Here is a 16535-nt window from a genome sequence, read left to right as displayed (position 1 = left end):
TCCCAAGTTCGAGAGGCTTTTCATGGCAACGCGCAAACTCCTTCTTCTCCCCGGCGACGGCATCGGCCCCGAGGCGATGGCCGAGGTCAAGAAACTCATCGAAATGATGAACGCCGATTTCAACGCCGGGTTCGAGACCGAGGAAGGCCTCGTGGGCGGTTGCGCCTATGACGCGCACGGCCAGTCGATCTCCGATGCCGACATGGACAGGGCCATGGCGGCGGATGCCGTTCTGTTCGGCGCGGTCGGGGGCCCCAAATGGGATGGCGTGCCCTATGAGGTTCGTCCCGAAGCCGGCCTTCTGCGCCTGCGCAAGGAGATGGAGCTTTTTGCCAATCTGCGCCCGGCCATCTGCTACCCGGCGCTGGCCGCCTCTTCCTCGCTCAAGCCGGAAGTCGTGGAAGGGCTCGACATTCTGATCCTGCGCGAGCTGACCGGCGGCGTCTATTTCGGTGAACCGAAAGAGATCACCGATCTCGGCAATGGCCAGAAGCGTGGCATCGACACCCAGATCTACGACACCTACGAGATCGAGCGCATAGCCGGCGTGGCCTTCGAGCTGGCCCGCAACCGGAGCAACAAGGTCTGCTCCATGGAAAAACACAATGTGATGAAGTCGGGCGTGCTCTGGAAAGAGGTCGTCACCAACACGCACAAGGCCAAATATTCCGACGTCGAGCTGACGCACATGCTGGCCGATGCGGGCGGCATGCAGCTCGTACGCTGGCCCAAGCAGTTCGACGTCATCGTAACGGACAATCTCTTCGGCGACATGCTGTCTGACGTTGCCGCCATGCTGACCGGCTCGCTTGGCATGTTGCCTTCGGCCTCACTTGGCGCACCGGACGAGAAGACCGGCTCCCGCAAGGCGCTCTACGAGCCCGTGCACGGTTCCGCACCGGACATCGCTGGCCAGGGCATCGCCAACCCGATCGCCATGATCGCATCCTTCGCCATGTGCCTGCGTTACTCGTTCAACATGGTCGAGGAAGCGGATCGGCTGGAGAAAGCCATCGCTTCGGTTCTGGACGACGGCCTTCGCACGAAAGACCTGATGTCCGACGGCATGACCGAGGTCGGAACCACGGCCATGGGTGACGCCATTGTCGCCAGATACAAGGCGCTCGCCTGACGCGTCTTTGCGGCCGGCATGGCTGGCCGCACACGCTATTTCGTTGACTTGCGCCCGATTCAGCGTAAAACAACGCGCGGAAACGGAGACCCCTTTGCCATGCGCGCGCATCATGAAGCGCCATCAGCACAAAGTTTTTTGAACGCGGCCGGGAACGGCAGCGTCGGTTTCCGCTTTACCAAAACGACAGCCAAAACGACGACCAAAACGGTCTGACGCCTCGGCTGCTCGTTCTCTCCCCGGGCCCAGCCGGGGAGAAGATGCCTGCCGAATGCAGGCCATCAAATCAAAGCCAAGCGGAGAGAGACAGGAGTAACAAACCAGATGGGTTTCAAGATAGCTGTCGCCGGCGCCACGGGGAATGTCGGCCGCGAAATGCTCAATATCCTCGAAGAGCGCGGCTTCCCGGCAGACGAGATCGTCCCGCTTGCTTCCCGCCGTTCAGTCGGCACCGAGGTCTCCTATGGCGACAAGACGCTGAAGGTTAAAGCGCTCGAGTCCTACGACTTTTCCGACACTGACATCTGTCTGATGTCGGCTGGCGGCACGGTGTCCAAGGAGTATTCGCCGAAGATCGGAAAGCAGGGCTGCGTCGTCATCGACAATTCGTCGGCCTGGCGCTACGACCCTGATGTGCCGCTGATCGTTCCCGAAGTGAACCCCGACGCGGTCGAGGGTTTCACCAAAAAGAACATCATCGCCAATCCGAACTGCTCCACCGCACAGCTCGTGGTCGCGCTGAAGCCGCTACATGAGGCAGCAACCATCAAGCGCGTGGTCGTGTCCACCTATCAGTCGGTTTCGGGCGCGGGCAAGGAAGGCATGGATGAACTGTTCGAGCAGACGCGCGCCGTTTTCGTCGCCGATCCGATCTCGACCAACAAGTTCACCAAGCGCATCGCCTTCAACTGCATTCCTCATATCGACGTCTTCATGGAAGACGGCTTTACCAAGGAAGAGTGGAAGATGGTCGCCGAGACCAAGAAGATGCTCGATCCGAAGATCAAACTTACGGCCACCTGCGTGCGCGTGCCGGTGTTCATAGGCCATGCGGAAGCAGTAAACCTCGAGTTCGACAAGCCGATCACGGCTGACGAGGCCCGCGAGATCCTGCGCGAGGCGCCAGGTTGCCAGGTCATCGACAAGCGCGAGGATGGCGGCTACGTCACGCCTTACGAAAGCGCCGGCGAAGACGCCACCTATATCAGCCGCCTGCGTGAAGACCCGACGGTCGACAATGGTCTGGCGCTTTGGGTTGTCTCCGATAATCTGCGCAAGGGTGCTGCTCTCAACACGGTGCAGATCGCCGAGCTTCTCGTGGCACGCGGCCTGATCCAGCCGAAGAAGGAAGCTGCCTGAGACAAGTCGGTTCTTTGATCGAAGAATGAGAAAAGCGGGCCTTCGGGTCCGCTTTTCTTTTGCGCCGCGTTTGTGTGTCGTGGTTGGCGCTCGCCCCTCATCCGCCTGCCGGCACCTTCTCCCCGCATACGGGGAGAAGGTAAGGGTGAGGGGCAAACGCCATCACCGATCACAACAGCACACCAAACAAAAATAGCGGGCCTTTCGACCCGCCATTCTCAATAGACATGCCTGCAAAGCTTATTCGCTTGCAGCAGCCTCTTCAGCCGGTGCCTCGGCGGCGGCAGCTTCGGCCTCGGCTGCAGCGGCCTTTGCGTCTTCTTCGGCCTGCTTGGCGGCATCAAGACGCTCCTGCGCCTTCTTGCCAGGCTTCGCCTTGTTCGGATTGCTGCGCTCGGGGCGCTTGGCAATGCCGGCCTCATCGAGGAAGCGCAGAACACGGTCGGTCGGCAGCGCGCCGTTGGCGAGCCAATGCTTGATACGCTCTTCGTTCAGAACGACACGCTCGCCATCCTTGGGCAGCATAGGGTTCCAGGAGCCGACCTTCTCAATGAAACGGCCGTCACGCGGGCTGCGCACGTCGGCGATGACAACGTGGTAGTAAGGACGCTTCTTGGAGCCCGCACGGGCCAGACGAATTTTCAGTGCCATGGTTTCTTCCTTTCGATAATGGCTTTCAGGCCGGCAACACGTGCCGGAATCTCAGGCGCGGCTCGCCGCGCAGTTCTGTGGGAGACATGGGCTCGGCACCCAGCCTCTTTGCAACGGCCTGTGAGGCCAGATTGTCCGGGTGGACGAAGCTCATAAGCGGCGGCAGTTTCAGGTCTTCGGCTGCCCAGACCTGCACACGGCGGGCCGCCTCAACCGCGTAACCCTTGCCCTCGAAACCGGCATAAAGGCTCCATGCCAGCTCAGGCTCATCAAGAAGTGGTGGATGCCACAAACCCACATAGCCGGCCACCGCGTCCGTGTCTTTCAGCTGAACAGCGAACATGCCATAGCCGTTCAGCGCCCAGGCACCAGCCATGGATGAAAAGCCTGTCCACGCCTCAAAACCGTTTTTCGGCCCACCAATATGGCGTGTACGCTCAGGATCCGCGCAAAAGGCCGCATATGCAGGAAAATCCTCCCGCTTCCAGCCGCGCAGGATCAGGCGCTCGCTTTCGAGGACCGGTGTCATGCTCAGGCCTTCTCACCGGTCTTGGAGCCATTGCCGTGCTCCTCGGCAATCGCCTCGTGATGGCGGATCACCTCGCGGATAATGAAGTTCAGGAACGTCTCGGCAAAGTCCGGATCGAGATTGGCGTCGTCGGCAAGCCGGCGCAGGCGCGCAATCTGGCGCTCCTCGCGAGCGGGATCAGCCGGCGGCAGATCGTGAACAGCCTTCAGGTGACCAACGGCCTTGGTACAGCGGAAACGCTCGGCCAGCATATGCACGAGTGCCGCATCGATATTGTCGATGGAGGCGCGCAGCTCGAGAAGCTGTGCCATGGCCTGATCCGTTTCGTCGCTCATCGCATTCCCTTACTTCTTTTTGGGCAGGCCAGGCAGTCCACCGGGAAGCCCCGGCAAGCCGCCACCCGGCACTCCTGGCAACCCTTTGGGAAGCCCGCCCTTGGGCAGACCACCGCCAAGGCCTGCGGCTTCTGCCTGCTTCTGCAGAGCTTCGAGCTGCTTCGGATCCATCTTCGAAAGATCGGGCATGCCAGCGCCCATGCCAGCGCCCATGCCACCGAGCCCCATCTTCTGCGCCATGCCGCCCATCAGGCCACGCATCATGCCGCCCTTGCGGCCCTTGCCGCCCATGGCCTTCATCATGTCGGCCATCTGGCGATGCATCTTCAAGAGCTTGTTGATCTGCGCCGAATCCGTGCCGGAGCCGGCGGCAATGCGCTTCTTGCGGCTATGCTTGAGCAGCTCCGGATTGGCGCGCTCCTTCGGCGTCATAGACTGGATGATGGCGATCTGGCGGCCGAACATCTTGTCGTCGAGACCGGCAGCAGCCATCTGATCCTTCATCTTCCCCATGCCGGGCATCATGCCCATGATGCCGCCCATGCCACCCATGTTCTGCATCTGGCGCAGCTGCTCGGCGAGATCGTTCAGGTCGAACTTGCCGGCCTGCATCTTCTTGGCCATCGCCGCGGCCTTTTCCGCGTCGATGGTCTCGGAGGCCTTCTCGACCAGCGAAACGATGTCGCCCATACCGAGAATGCGGTCGGCGATGCGCTTGGGATAAAACTCCTCGAGCGCATCCATCTTTTCGCCAACACCAATCAGCTTGATCGGCTTGCCCGTGACGGCGCGCATGGAGAGCGCCGCGCCACCGCGCCCGTCACCGTCCATACGGGTCAGGACGAGGCCGGTGATGCCGACACGGTCGTTGAAATTGTTGGCAAGATTGACGGCATCCTGACCGGTGAGCGAATCTGCAACGAGCAGGATCTCGTGTGGGTTCGAGGCGCTTTTGATGTCGGCCATCTCGACCATCAGCGGCTCGTCGATATGCGTACGGCCTGCCGTATCGAGGATCACCACGTCATGACCGCCGAGCTTTGCCGCCTGTGTGGCGCGCCTGGCGATCTCGACCGGTGTCTGGCCGGCAATGATCGGAAGCGTTGCGACACCGGTCTGCTCGCCAATCTGTTTGAGCTGTTCCTGTGCGGCGGGACGGCGCGTGTCGAGCGACGCCATCAACACCTTCTTGCCCTGCTTTTCAGTCAGGCGCTTGGCGATCTTTCCAGTCGTGGTGGTCTTGCCGGAGCCCTGCAGACCGACCATCATGATGACAACGGGTGCCGGCGCGTTGAGGTCGATCGTCTCGCCCTCGGTGCCCAGCATCTCGACCAGTTCGTCATGAACGATCTTGACGACCATCTGGCCGGGCTTGATCGATTTCAGGACCTCAGCGCCAACCGCCTTTTCGCGCACGCGATCGGTGAAGGAACGCACCACATCAAGCGCCACATCCGCCTCGATCAGCGCACGGCGCACCTCGCGCAGGGCCGCAGAGACATCCGCCTCCGACAGCGCACCGCGGCCCGTCAGGCCATTCAGGATGGAACCAAGGCGTTCCTGAAGCGATTCAAACATCCGCGTTCCTCATGTCTCGCATCACATTCATCTGTGCGAGAGGTAATGCATCCGCGCCAGGGCTTCAAACATCGCGCAAAGCCGAAAAGCACCCGGGGGCGCATCGCGCTGCCGGGTGTTGACCTCCAGGATCATCGTTTGCCGTTGAAACGTGCCCTGGTCGGCTGCTCGGAGTTGTCACTCGTCGCGGAATTTCGCGCCTGTAGACAGGAAATCGCTCCCAGAGTCAAGAAGAGCGTTCTCTGGGCCTCGTCGGAGCCCGCAGATCCGGGTGTTCAATTCTTGACTGCCGAAGATCTGCGTCTCTCCAGTTCCGCTTTTCGCTTCTCTTCGCCGCACATCTCCAGGAGATGAGTGGGAAGGTCCTCGCAGAAGCCAGGATAGTATCGCGCAGCCAGCCAGACAATGAACCAGCTGGATGCAACCTGTCGTTCAATTGGCGCTCCTGCAGGCAAAAGTGGGGATTGGCCGGACGGGGATACGCCACCCACTGTCCCAGGCGCAGCCGCCGCCGATGCATTCCCGTGTTCCTCGCCCGATTGAAATGGCAGGGTGTCACCTTCGAAAAGCCGCGCCTCAGCCGGGCGAGAGAAGGAAGAAACGAGAACGATAGCCGCCATCATCGCCATTGGAGATGCGCCTACTCGTCTAACCACGTCTAGAGATGTCATAACAATTCCTGTTCTTGAAATATCGCGCACCGCGAACCTGCGCTCTCTGCACACGACCCTCGCGAAAGGCACATATCCGCGGCAAAATGCCTGGGCTGGTATCCGCATGCACTTGGCAATACAAATTAGCTGGCTAATATTATGAGTGAAATTGCCGACTTTGTTTTCTGGCGTCAAGTCTCAGAAAGACGACCCATCAAAAAAGATCGCTGCGGCGACACAGTCGCCGCAGCGTGAAGTCTCCCACTTGGCCGGTTCAATAACCTGGGATCGACTCTACCGTTTAACGCAGAACATAGACGATGCGCCGCGTCTCAGGCTCGATCAGAACCGGCTGCTGGTTCACATAGACGTAGCGGTACTCGTAGTCAGGAATCTCACGCACTTCCACTGTTTCGGGAACCACGGCTCCAACCACTGCCTCGCCCTCCAGATATACAGGTTCAACCCGGTTGCTCTGGATATAGGTCGTGACTTCCGCTGGTGGTGGTGCAATGGGTTCCACCGTGCCGAGAGCCGTTTTGCGGCCAATCAACTCTCCGCGCAGGGGTTCAACTTCGACACTTGAGGTCGCTTCAAAGGAGACCGGGGGCAACGCCTCGGTTGGACGTTCGGTCACCACTACATAGTCCCCACCGCCCCCGAAGGGCGCTGTCAGATAGTCCGAATATGCCCAGCCATTCACGCCGGCATGATTGACCGCGCACCATTTACTGCCTTCTCGGCAACCTTCGATCTCGGCTTCCTCGTTCACGCCGATAACGCCAACAATGGGATATTGCGGACCAGGTCCCGAGCGGATGTTGAGGTCGGCCGTTGCTCTGGCAAGCACCTCCGCACCGGCAACACCGGTCAAGGCCAAAAGCGCCGCTCCTGCGGCTGCACCTTTGAGAAGCATCGTGTTCATGGCTTGTCTCCAGTCGGTTTCAACTGGGGCTCAAAACGGACCGGACCGCGATGAGTTCCGAGAGAGACGACCGCAAACGAGATGATTCTCGCCGCGAAAGGGTTCGGTAATGACCGTTATGCTAGGAAACTCAACGCTTGCGACCGCCGACATGTTGTGTAATCGCTGGCAACATCACATTATATAGCCATCATTTATCTTAAGGAGAGCAACATGGCTTTCGGGGGAAGAGCGGTGGTCCTGGCCGCTGCGGTTAGCGCCTCACTTCTCATGGCGGGGCATGCTTCCGCCGCGCAGTGTGGAAACAACGCCGGGGGATTCGAAACCTGGAAGGCGCAGTTCAGCCAGGAAGCGGCGTCACGCGGTATCGGCCAGCGAGGCCTCAACGCGCTGGCGAAGACCCGGTACGCCAGCAAGACCATCGCTGCGGATCGCGGACAGAAGAGCTTCAAGCTATCGCTGAATTCGTTCATGCAGAAGCGGGGTTCGAACGCAATCATATCGCGCGGTAAGGGGATGAAGAAGAAATATGCTCGTCTCTTCGCCAATATCGAAAAGCGCTACGGCGTTCCTGCCGGACCGCTGATTGCTATATGGGGCATGGAAACGGGATTTGGCGGATTTCTCGGAAATCAGAATATCGTTTCAGCGGTTGCCACGCTCGCCTATGATTGCCGTCGCTCCGACTTCTTTACAGGCCACCTCTATGGCGCACTGACCATGGTGGACCGTGGAATGCTGCACCCTGACGCTCGGGGCGCCGCTCATGGCGAGATCGGCCAGACCCAGTTTCTTCCAGGCAACGCTCTCAAATATGGTGTCGACGGTGACGGCAACGGTCGCGTCGACATGATCCGCTCCAGCGCTGACGCGCTCGCCTCCACCGCAAACTTCCTGCGGGCTCATGGCTGGCAGCGCGGCGCTGGCTATCAACCCGGCCAGCCGAATTTCCGTGCTATCCAGGGCTGGAACGCTGCAAGCGTTTATCAGCAGGCCATCGCCATCATGGCCAAGGAGATAGATGGGTAAGGAGCGTCCCGCAAAGCGGGCGAAAAGCCTGCGATTTGGCTTTTTGAGCCACGAACGCCCGGAGCAATAGCGAAGGGCCGACAGGCGCCAAATCCTGCCCCCTGCTGCTCAACTCACAAAAAAGCCGGCTGCGTTGCCGGCTTTTTTATTATCGAAACGCTGGAGTGATCAACGGCCGCGCTTTCTCGCTGCCAGAGTGCGCAGGCGCAGGGCGTTCAGCTTGATGAAGCCGGCTGCGTCCTTCTGATCGTAGGCCCCCTGATCGTCTTCAAAGGTGACCAGAGCGTCGGAATAGAGCGACTTGTCGGATTTGCGACCGGTCACGATCACATTGCCCTTGTAGAGTTTCAGACGCACTTCGCCTTCCACGTCCTCCTGGCTCTTGTCGATGGCCGCCTGCAGCATTTCGCGTTCGGGCGAGAACCAGAAGCCATTGTAGATCAGCTCCGCATAACGCGGCATCAGTTCGTCTTTCAGATGCGCTGCACCGCGGTCGAGCGTGACGGACTCCATGGCCCGGTGGGCCGCAAGGAGAATGGTACCGCCAGGTGTCTCGTAGACACCGCGAGACTTCATGCCCACGAAGCGGTTTTCGACGAGGTCGAGGCGGCCAATGCCATTGTCGCGGCCAAGATCGTTCAGCGCCTTGAGCAGCGTTGCCGGCGAAAGCGCCTCGCCATTGATGGCCACGGCGTCGCCCGCCTTGAAGGAGATGGTAATCTCGGTCGGCTCGTCGGGCGCATCCATCGGCGAAACGCTGCGCTGGTGAACATATTCCGGCGGCTCGATCCACGGATCTTCAAGCACCTTGCCTTCCGAGGAGGAGTGCAGAAGATTTGCATCGACGGAGAACGGTGCCTCACCCTGCTTGTCCTTGGGCACCGGGATCTGATGCGCCTCGGCGAAATTGATGAGATCGGTGCGGGACTTGAACTCCCAGTCGCGCCACGGCGCGATCACCTTGATGTCCGGGTTGAGGGCATAGGCGGAAAGCTCGAAGCGCACCTGGTCGTTGCCCTTGCCGGTCGCACCGTGCGCGATGGCATCCGCCCCGGTTTCGGCGGCGATCTCCACCAGACGCTTGGAGATCAACGGACGGGCAATCGACGTACCCAGAAGATAGACGCCCTCATAAACGGCATTGGCGCGGAACATCGGGAACACGAAATCGCGCACGAATTCCTCACGCACATCCTCGATGTAGATTTCCTTGATGCCGAGCATCTCGGCTTTCTTGCGCGCCGGCTCCAGCTCATCGCCCTGGCCGAGATCGGCGGTGAAGGTCACCACTTCCGCGCCCAGCTCCGTCTGCAGCCATTTGAGGATGATCGAGGTATCGAGGCCGCCCGAATAGGCAAGAACGACCTTTTTCACGTCTTTGAGTTTCGTCATGGTCTTTCCCGGTATGAGAGGTTCGGCATGGCCGGCCGGCTCCGCACGCCGGAGCCTTGGAAGTCGAGGCGACTAATATCAGGAATGGCGGCGCGGGCAAGGCCAGTCCCCGCAAATGCCGAAATCTGGACATGAAAAGGGCCACACCGTTTCCGGCATGGCCCGGGCCCCCTCCGCCAGGGAAAATCAGGCCGCCTTCAGTGTCTCCACTGTCTTAAGCGCCCCATCGAGCAACTCGCCCTTCTCGTCCTTGAGGGCGGCTTCGCGCAGCCGCCGCAACCAGTCTGCCGCATCGTCGCGGCCCTCCAGCAGGGGCAGACCGGAGAGCACGCGGTCGAATTTGGAATGCGCGCGCACATGCGTGTCGCTGTAACCCTTGATGAGCCGGCGACAATTGAGAATCTCAACCGCCAGCGCATAGTCGCGCTGTGCCGTATCAAGCGCCAGCGCGTACCATCGCTCCAGATGCGCTTCTTCCACCTGGTGACGCAGCAGCGACCGGCGCCATGGCCGCAGCGTTCCGATCAACCAGAGAGCGCCGAAGCCGAACAGGCTGTCGGTCCGGATCCGCCTTCCGCGATTGATGCGCCGGTCGACCCAGCGGGCAAGTCCCGGCCGGTTTTCGATGAAACGGCCAAGCCCCGCCGGCAGCGTGCCACAGAATTCTTCCACGCGCGGGTGAAAGAACTCGGTCACCTGGAGCACATTGGCTTCACCGACCTTCATTTCCGTGCGGATGCGTTCAGCGCGTGCAGTTCGCGTTTTGAGATCGGCAACGCGTAGAATGTCGTCATAGCACATGGCGTTTGCCACATGCTTTGCCGCCGCTTCTCCCAACGCATAACTCTTTTCCGCACTGTCCGCTGCCAGTGCCTTGTCCAGCCGGTCGAGATACTCCGCGCCATAAGCCAGGTCCTGATAGTCGACCACCTTGCGCAACCCGGCAAGCGCCATGCTCCTCACAGGTTCGGGATAGGCCTCTGCACGGGCGGACAGCGCGTTCCAGCGCGCCACAAGCCTCTGCGGTCCGTCCACAGTGATCTGCTTTGAAGCCGGTGCAGCGTCCGGGCGGCCTTCTTCCACACGCGCACCGGACACGGTGAGATCGTATGCCCTGCCGAATGCGGCAAGGCTGGCTTTCACCCCGCGCCCGGACGCCTCGATGGTCTTCTCGTAGCTTTCGCGCGGAAATGGCAGGGCACCGGAACCGGCCAGCGCCCCGAACAGGCTCGATGAAATGACGGAGCCGGCTTCCACGGCCACCTTTTCCATATCGAAGCAGATGTAGCGGCTCGCCGCCTCGCGCGCGTTTCGGTGAACGGTGGGCGAATCCGCCCGCCCGTCGCCGGGCTCGATCTTTTCCGAAACGGCGGCAATGCGGTGCGCAGAAGCAATCAGCGTCGTGCGGTCGGGCGTCACGAAACCGCGCATCACCGCACGCCCCGCCTCCATGAGCTCCGCCGCAATCAGAATGTCGATATCGCCCTGCGCAGGGGCCAGGGAGAAAACCGGACGGCGTCCCGTATCAGGGCACATTTCCACATAGTAGATCGTCGCACCCGTGCGCTGCGCCACGCCCGCAACGGAGGTCGCCTGAGCGAGATAGCCATTGCGCTCTGCCACATCGGTGATCCAGTTGGTGAGAACACCACCGCCCTGTCCGCCCACGGCGAGAATGGCGAGCTTGATGATTTTCTGGTCTTCTTTTGCTTTCATACGCTTGGCCATGATCGATCCCTCAAGCGTCGGCGAATGTCAGGCGCCGCTTTTCACGACGGGATTGCAGGAAGCCTGTCACCCCACGGCGCACCCTGTCGGTAAAACGGTCCCACCAGCCCGGATTGTGAACCACATCCGCGCGATAGAAGGACGGGCACAGAACCGCCGCGTCCGCCACCTCGCCGCAATTACCGCACCCTACACAGGTGTGGTCGATTGAGGCCACCGGGTCGTCCCGCAGCGGATCGTCCAGCTTCTTGACGGAGAGCGACGGACAGCCTGAAAGGCGCATGCAGGCGTGATCGCCCGTACAGACATCCTCATCGACACCGAAACGCGGTTTCACCACCCGCTCGCCGCCGGAGATCGCTTTGGCGGTCAGGGGCTTTTCGCGGCGCTGGCGGTTGAGCATGCATTCGGAAGAGGCCACGATCACCTTCGGCCCCTTCTCCTTGGTCGTCAGCGCCTCACGCAGCGCCGCGCGCACCTTCGTTACGTCATAGGTGCGGTCGATGTGCCGGACCCATCTCACGCCCATCCCCTTCACCGCATCGGTGATCGGATGTTTCGTAGACTTGGTGGGATTGTCGGCACGAGAGGAGAGAATGTCCTGCCCGCCGGTCGCCGCCGAATAGAAATTGTCGACCACGACAATGACACCGTCATTCTCGTTGAAGACCGCATTGCCGATCGAGGAGGTCAGGCCGTTGTGCCAGAAACCGCCATCGCCAACGAAGGAGATCGAGCGCCGTTTGGCGTCTGGCGAATTGAATGCGGATGCAGATGCCGGCCCAAGCCCATAGCCCATCGTTGTCGCGCCAAGCTCGAAGGGCGGCATGATCGAGAACAGATGACAGCCGATATCCGATGAAATGTGGTGTGGCCCGAGCTCCTGTTCGATCAATTTGGTAGCGGCAAAGATCGGCCGCTCGGGGCATCCGGTGCAGAAGCCCGGCGGTCTCCCCGGCACTACTTTGGCGAGATCTGCTGCCAGCGTGTTTTCGCCTGGTGCATTGGGGGCCAGCACCTGGGCCGCCAGAAGCTCCGGCGCATTGGCACGCAGATAGGCGCTGATGCCGTCGAGCATGACCTGGCCGGTATATTCACCCGCCATGGGCAGAATATCCTTGCCGAGAATGCGCGTGTCGACACCCTTCTTGTGCATCATCGAGGCGATCGCCTGCTCCAGATAGTTGGGCTGCCCTTCCTCCACGATCAGGACAGATTCCTTGTCCTCGCAGAAGTCAATCACCTCGTCATCGATGAGCGGATAGACCGCGTTGAGCACATAGAGCGGCACATCGGTCTCACCATAGACATCGGCAAGGCCGATGCGCTGAAGCGCCCGGATGACGCTGTTGTACATGCCACCCTGAAGGATGATGCCGGCCTTGCCCCGCTCTGGCCCGAAAAATTCGTTGATCTGGCGCGAGCGGATGAAATCCACCGCAGCCGGCATGCGCTTTTCCACCTTCTCCTTCTCATGCAGGAAGGAAGCGGGCGGCAGCACGATGCGGTTGGTGTCGCGGCGCGGGTTTTCCAGCGCATCAGCCACCGTCATCTCCGGGCGCTTGTTGTCTTTCGTCTCAAAACTTCCGGTCACGTGGCAGCTTCGGATGCGCACCATCAGCATGACCGGAGTGTTCGAAACCTCCGACAGCTCGAACCCGTCTTCCACCGCCTTGACGATGGAAGGCAGATTGGGTCGTGGGTCGAGGAGCCAGACCTGGCTCTTCATGGCGAAGGGATGGCTGCGCTCCTGCATGATGGAGGAACCTTCGCCATAATCCTCGCCGACGATGATGAGTGCACCACCCGTCACACCGCCTGAAGCAAGATTGGCAAGGGCGTCGGACGCCACATTGAGACCAACCGCCGACTTGAACGTGCAGGCGCCGCGAATGGGATAATGGACGGAAGCCGCCAGCATGGCGGTTGCGGTGGCTTCCGAGGCACTGGCCTCGAAATGGACGCCGAGTTCACCGAGAATGTCCTGGGCATCAGCAAGAACGTCCATAAGATGGCTGATCGGCGCGCCCTGATAGCCGCCGACATAGCCCACACCGCATTGCAAAAGCGCCTTGGTGATGGCGAGGATCCCTTCGCCGTGAAAGGTTTCACCGGCCCCGAGCCTGAGCTTCTGGACCTCTTTCACAAACGAACGTTCAGCCATAATCCAGTCTCCCGTCGCTGGCGCCGCGGTTTCGCACCGCAGTCAAGCTCGCTAAAAGTTATGCTTTCTGATGTTGCCGAGGATTTTCTGTAGCGTTGCGACGAACGCTGCGTACTCCGCATCGTCAATATCCCTGAACATCTCGGCAAAAGCGTCGTGCATGGCCGGCCACGCCCGATTGAATTCCTCCCGCCCCTTGTCTGTGAGGAAGATGTTGCGGGTACGGCTATCATCCTGACAGGCCTCGCGCCGGACAAGACCCTGCGCCTCCAGCGCGTCGAGCGTGCGGCTCATGGTCGATTGCTCGATCACCGTGTAGACAGAGAGCTCGTTGATCGACATGCCGTCTCCGACTGCCAGAACTGCAAGCGCACGCACCTGCGGCACCGTGAGCCCCTGCCGGCGCAGGTCCTGCCGCAGGGTCGCGTTGTAGCGCCCCATGATGCGATTCATCAGATAGGGCGCAAATTGCTGGAGCCCCATCTGGCCCAGCGTTTCAATTCTCGAGTTCCTGCTATCCAAGCGTTCGTCCATCAAAGCTTCTCCGCCAACAGGCAACGTGAGATGCCAGCCCACCTGCCATCACACAGAAACGGGATAAGCCGTCCAGATCGCCCAGACCGAAGGACCTTTGGAGAAGCGGGCAGCGGAATGAGGCCGCTACCCTTGGTCCTTCTGTCGGGGTTCAGCATGAAGGAACGAACCTAGTTTCGCGCCACGAGCGCCAGAACGCGGCAGGGACTTCCCGTACCATGCTCGATTTTAAGCGGTGCCGCGATGAGAATCGCTCCCTTCGGCGGCAATTTGTCGAGATTGGCAAGGCTGGCAAGTCCGTAACGATTGGCCTTGTGCAAGAGGTTGTGCGCGGGGAATGGAGGCTCCATCCCACCGGCCTGCCCGGCATCGGTTCCGATCGTTTCGCTGCCCCAGCCGATGATCCCCTTGTCAAGCAGATAGGTAATCGCTTCGGGTGTTGGCCCCGGTGAATGCGGGCCGGTTTCATCAGCGTTCAGAAAGCTTTCTTCTGAGCCATTGCGTTTGTACCAGTCGCTGCGCAACACGACCCACTCGCCCTTCTGAATTTCACCATGTTCGGCCTCCCAGGCCTTGATGTGATCCACGGTCAGAAGGAAATCGGGATTCTCCGCCGTTTCCTTCGAACAGTCGATGACATTGACCGGAGCAACGAAATTCTTTGGATCAATCGTATCGGTGGAACCATCTGGATGATCGCGCCCGGTAATCCAGTGGATCGGCGCATCGAAATGCGTGCCGGAGTGTTCGCCAAGCTTGAGCCAGTTCCAGGCCCACCAGGGACCATTATCGTCGTAAGCGGAAATCTTGTGGATCTCGATCTTGGGCGTGTCCACGGCAAGCTCTGGTGGAAGCTTGAGAAGTGGCGTGTTGGGGCCCAACACCGCCGAAAGGTCGACAACCTCGACTTTGCCAGACAGCAACTGGTCCGCAAATTCGCTCATAATGGACTGGCTCATAGGTCTCCTCCCAAAAACGTTCGAGACCGCTGCGGAACGTCACCGGCGGCCCAGAACGGTCTAACCGAAAAAGAATGCATATGCAAATATCTTCAAAAGCCCGGTCACATGCATACAACCAGGAATCCGCACTTCAGAAAGCATATGCCTGCTGAATTTGCGATATCAGCTCGAAGATTAGTAATCTCTCGTGGATCTCAACCCGCATCAGAAAGTTTCATATGCATATGAACTGAGCAAGGCTTGAAGCGTCCCGGTCGTTCACCTCCAACCGATCCACAGGCTGGGTAAAGCATCCACCGCGCCCTCCGCAGAAGAGAAGAGAGCCCCGTGTTCAACCACACTCAACGTGCTGACAGACACTCTTTTTTCACTGATGCCCTCGGCGGTCTGCTGTGGTATCCAGCCGACATGGCACAGAAGAAAGCGCATGAAGTTGACCGCTGGCTGACCAGGCCGGAGCAGGCTTACCGGATTATCCTGATATACGGACCGGATCGCGGTCTCGTCAGCGAACGCGCCAAACGCTTCGCCATGGGGACAGGCCTGCCTTTGGATGATCCCTTCACTGTAGTGCGTATGGAGGCAAGCGAAGTAGAGCAGCAGCCCGGACGGCTGGCCGATGAAGCGCAAACAGTGCCGATGTTCTCCGATCGGCGTCTGATCTGGGTGAAAGGTGCAGGCAATCAGAAGGCTCTGGTCAGCGACCTCACCACTCTCATCGCAGAGCCGCCAGCGGATTGTTTCATTCTCGTCGAAGCAGGCGATCTGCGCAAAGGTTCTTCTTTACGTTCTGCCGTGGAACGGGGCGCAGGCGCCATGGCGTTGCCCTGTTATGCCGACGACGGACGCGGTATCGACGCCGTGATTGACGAAACCCTTGGCAGTGCGGGACTCAAAATTTCACTGGAGGCACGCCAGCTATTGAAAGCCAACCTCGGCGGCGATCGTCTGGCGACCCGCGGTGAGCTGGAAAAGCTGACCCTCTACTGTGCCGGGGCCAACGAGGTAAACCCGGAAGATATCCGGCTCCTCATCGGTGATGTGGCAGGACTGAGTGCGGATGAGGCGGTCGACGCGGTCATTTCCGGCCGCTTTCAGGCGTTCGACATTGCCTTCCAGCGCTTTCTGGCCGCTGGCAATCCACCTTTTCTGGTGCTCTCGGCAACACTTCGCCAGATACATGCGTTGCAGATCATGCGACAGGCAATGGACAGCAAAGGTGTGAGTGCGAGTGCTGCCGTTGCCGGAGCCCGGCCTCCGATATTCTTTTCACGACGCAAAACCGTCGAGAATGCGCTCAGCCGGTGGAATAGCATCGCATTGCAAAACGCGGCTGAAAGGCTGCAGGCGACGATCCTGCGCACGCGACAGAAGCCGGCACTCGCCGGCTCAATCGCCCGGCAGGCGCTACTGGCCCTGACCGTGGAAGGCGCCCGCGCCCGTCGTTAACGCGTTGACAACCATGTAAAGTACTGATCGAAAACGAAAGTTTCTCCCCGAGTTGCTTCCTGGCGTTGTCGGGAGCCAGCCTCAGGGAAAGAGGCCTGGTTCCGTTCATCAGACC

At 60.2% G+C, this 16535-nt stretch carries 15 protein-coding genes; 5 read left to right on the top strand and 10 right to left on the bottom strand.

All coding sequences use genetic code 11. The annotated features are described in order from the left end of the window. Positions 1-22 precede the first annotated feature (22 nt). From leuB to P2W41_RS01690, 3 genes are all read left to right on the top strand, one after another. Positions 23-1132, top strand: a complete 1110-nt coding sequence (leuB, locus tag P2W41_RS01700; protein WP_404934128.1) for a 3-isopropylmalate dehydrogenase — start codon at positions 23-25, stop codon at positions 1130-1132. A gap of 18 nt (positions 1133-1150) precedes the next feature. Further along, entirely contained in the window at positions 1151-1348 is a 198-nt protein-coding gene (locus P2W41_RS01695) for a hypothetical protein (RefSeq protein WP_404934127.1), read from the top strand. 108 nt (positions 1349-1456) lie between these two features. Next, positions 1457-2491: an aspartate-semialdehyde dehydrogenase gene (locus tag P2W41_RS01690; protein ID WP_292898233.1), complete on the top strand. Its 1035-nt coding sequence runs from the start codon at positions 1457-1459 to the stop codon at positions 2489-2491. Positions 2492-2731: 240 nt separating this feature from the next. Here P2W41_RS01690 and rpsP read toward each other — a convergent pair whose 3' ends face one another. The 5 genes from rpsP to P2W41_RS01665 all read right to left on the bottom strand — a co-directional run bounded on the left by rpsP (position 2732) and on the right by P2W41_RS01665 (position 7162). Further along, a complete protein-coding gene (gene rpsP, locus P2W41_RS01685; RefSeq protein WP_292898234.1) occupies positions 2732-3142 on the bottom strand; it encodes a 30S ribosomal protein S16 in 411 nt (136 codons plus the stop codon). 25 nt (positions 3143-3167) lie between these two features. After that, complete coding sequence (locus tag P2W41_RS01680) at positions 3168-3671, bottom strand: GNAT family N-acetyltransferase (RefSeq protein ID WP_404934126.1); 504 nt, start codon at positions 3669-3671, stop codon at positions 3168-3170. A 2-nt stretch (positions 3672-3673) separates the two neighbouring features. Next, on the bottom strand, positions 3674-4006 hold the full coding sequence (locus tag P2W41_RS01675; protein ID WP_292898236.1) for a chorismate mutase: 333 nt from the start codon (positions 4004-4006) through the stop codon (positions 3674-3676). 9 nt (positions 4007-4015) lie between these two features. Next, complete coding sequence (gene ffh / locus P2W41_RS01670) at positions 4016-5584, bottom strand: signal recognition particle protein (RefSeq protein ID WP_404934125.1); 1569 nt, start codon at positions 5582-5584, stop codon at positions 4016-4018. Positions 5585-6538: 954 nt separating this feature from the next. Then, a complete protein-coding gene (locus P2W41_RS01665; RefSeq protein ID WP_292898238.1) occupies positions 6539-7162 on the bottom strand; it encodes a DUF1236 domain-containing protein in 624 nt (207 codons plus the stop codon). A gap of 213 nt (positions 7163-7375) precedes the next feature. Here P2W41_RS01665 and P2W41_RS01660 point away from each other — a divergent pair, with 213 nt between their 5' ends. After that, positions 7376-8191 (top strand): lytic transglycosylase domain-containing protein, encoded by an 816-nt coding sequence (locus P2W41_RS01660; protein WP_292898239.1) that lies wholly within the window; start codon positions 7376-7378, stop codon positions 8189-8191. A gap of 168 nt (positions 8192-8359) precedes the next feature. Here P2W41_RS01660 and P2W41_RS01655 read toward each other — a convergent pair whose 3' ends face one another. The 5 genes from P2W41_RS01655 to P2W41_RS01635 all read right to left on the bottom strand — a co-directional run bounded on the left by P2W41_RS01655 (position 8360) and on the right by P2W41_RS01635 (position 14968). Then, entirely contained in the window at positions 8360-9583 is a 1224-nt protein-coding gene (locus P2W41_RS01655) for an argininosuccinate synthase (RefSeq protein ID WP_229449462.1), read from the bottom strand. Positions 9584-9769: 186 nt separating this feature from the next. Continuing rightward, entirely contained in the window at positions 9770-11311 is a 1542-nt protein-coding gene (locus P2W41_RS01650) for an indolepyruvate oxidoreductase subunit beta family protein (protein ID WP_404934124.1), read from the bottom strand. 10 nt (positions 11312-11321) lie between these two features. After that, complete coding sequence (locus P2W41_RS01645) at positions 11322-13475, bottom strand: thiamine pyrophosphate-dependent enzyme (RefSeq protein WP_404934123.1); 2154 nt, start codon at positions 13473-13475, stop codon at positions 11322-11324. A gap of 51 nt (positions 13476-13526) precedes the next feature. Beyond that, on the bottom strand, positions 13527-14009 hold the full coding sequence (locus P2W41_RS01640) for a MarR family winged helix-turn-helix transcriptional regulator (RefSeq protein ID WP_404934122.1): 483 nt from the start codon (positions 14007-14009) through the stop codon (positions 13527-13529). Positions 14010-14179: 170 nt separating this feature from the next. Next, on the bottom strand, positions 14180-14968 hold the full coding sequence (locus tag P2W41_RS01635; protein WP_292898243.1) for a cyclase family protein: 789 nt from the start codon (positions 14966-14968) through the stop codon (positions 14180-14182). A gap of 411 nt (positions 14969-15379) precedes the next feature. Between P2W41_RS01635 and holA the strand changes: the two genes are divergently transcribed. After that, positions 15380-16420, top strand: coding sequence for a DNA polymerase III subunit delta (gene holA, locus P2W41_RS01630; protein WP_292898244.1), 1041 nt, complete (start codon positions 15380-15382; stop codon positions 16418-16420). Positions 16421-16535: the final 115 nt, after the last annotated feature.

It is taken from the genome of Nitratireductor sp. L15S-10 (assembly GCF_045011005.1).
GTDB lineage: Bacteria > Pseudomonadota > Alphaproteobacteria > Rhizobiales > Rhizobiaceae > Nitratireductor.
Note: the sequence above shows the minus strand (reverse complement) of the source record. Positions and strands in the feature narration are given on the sequence as shown.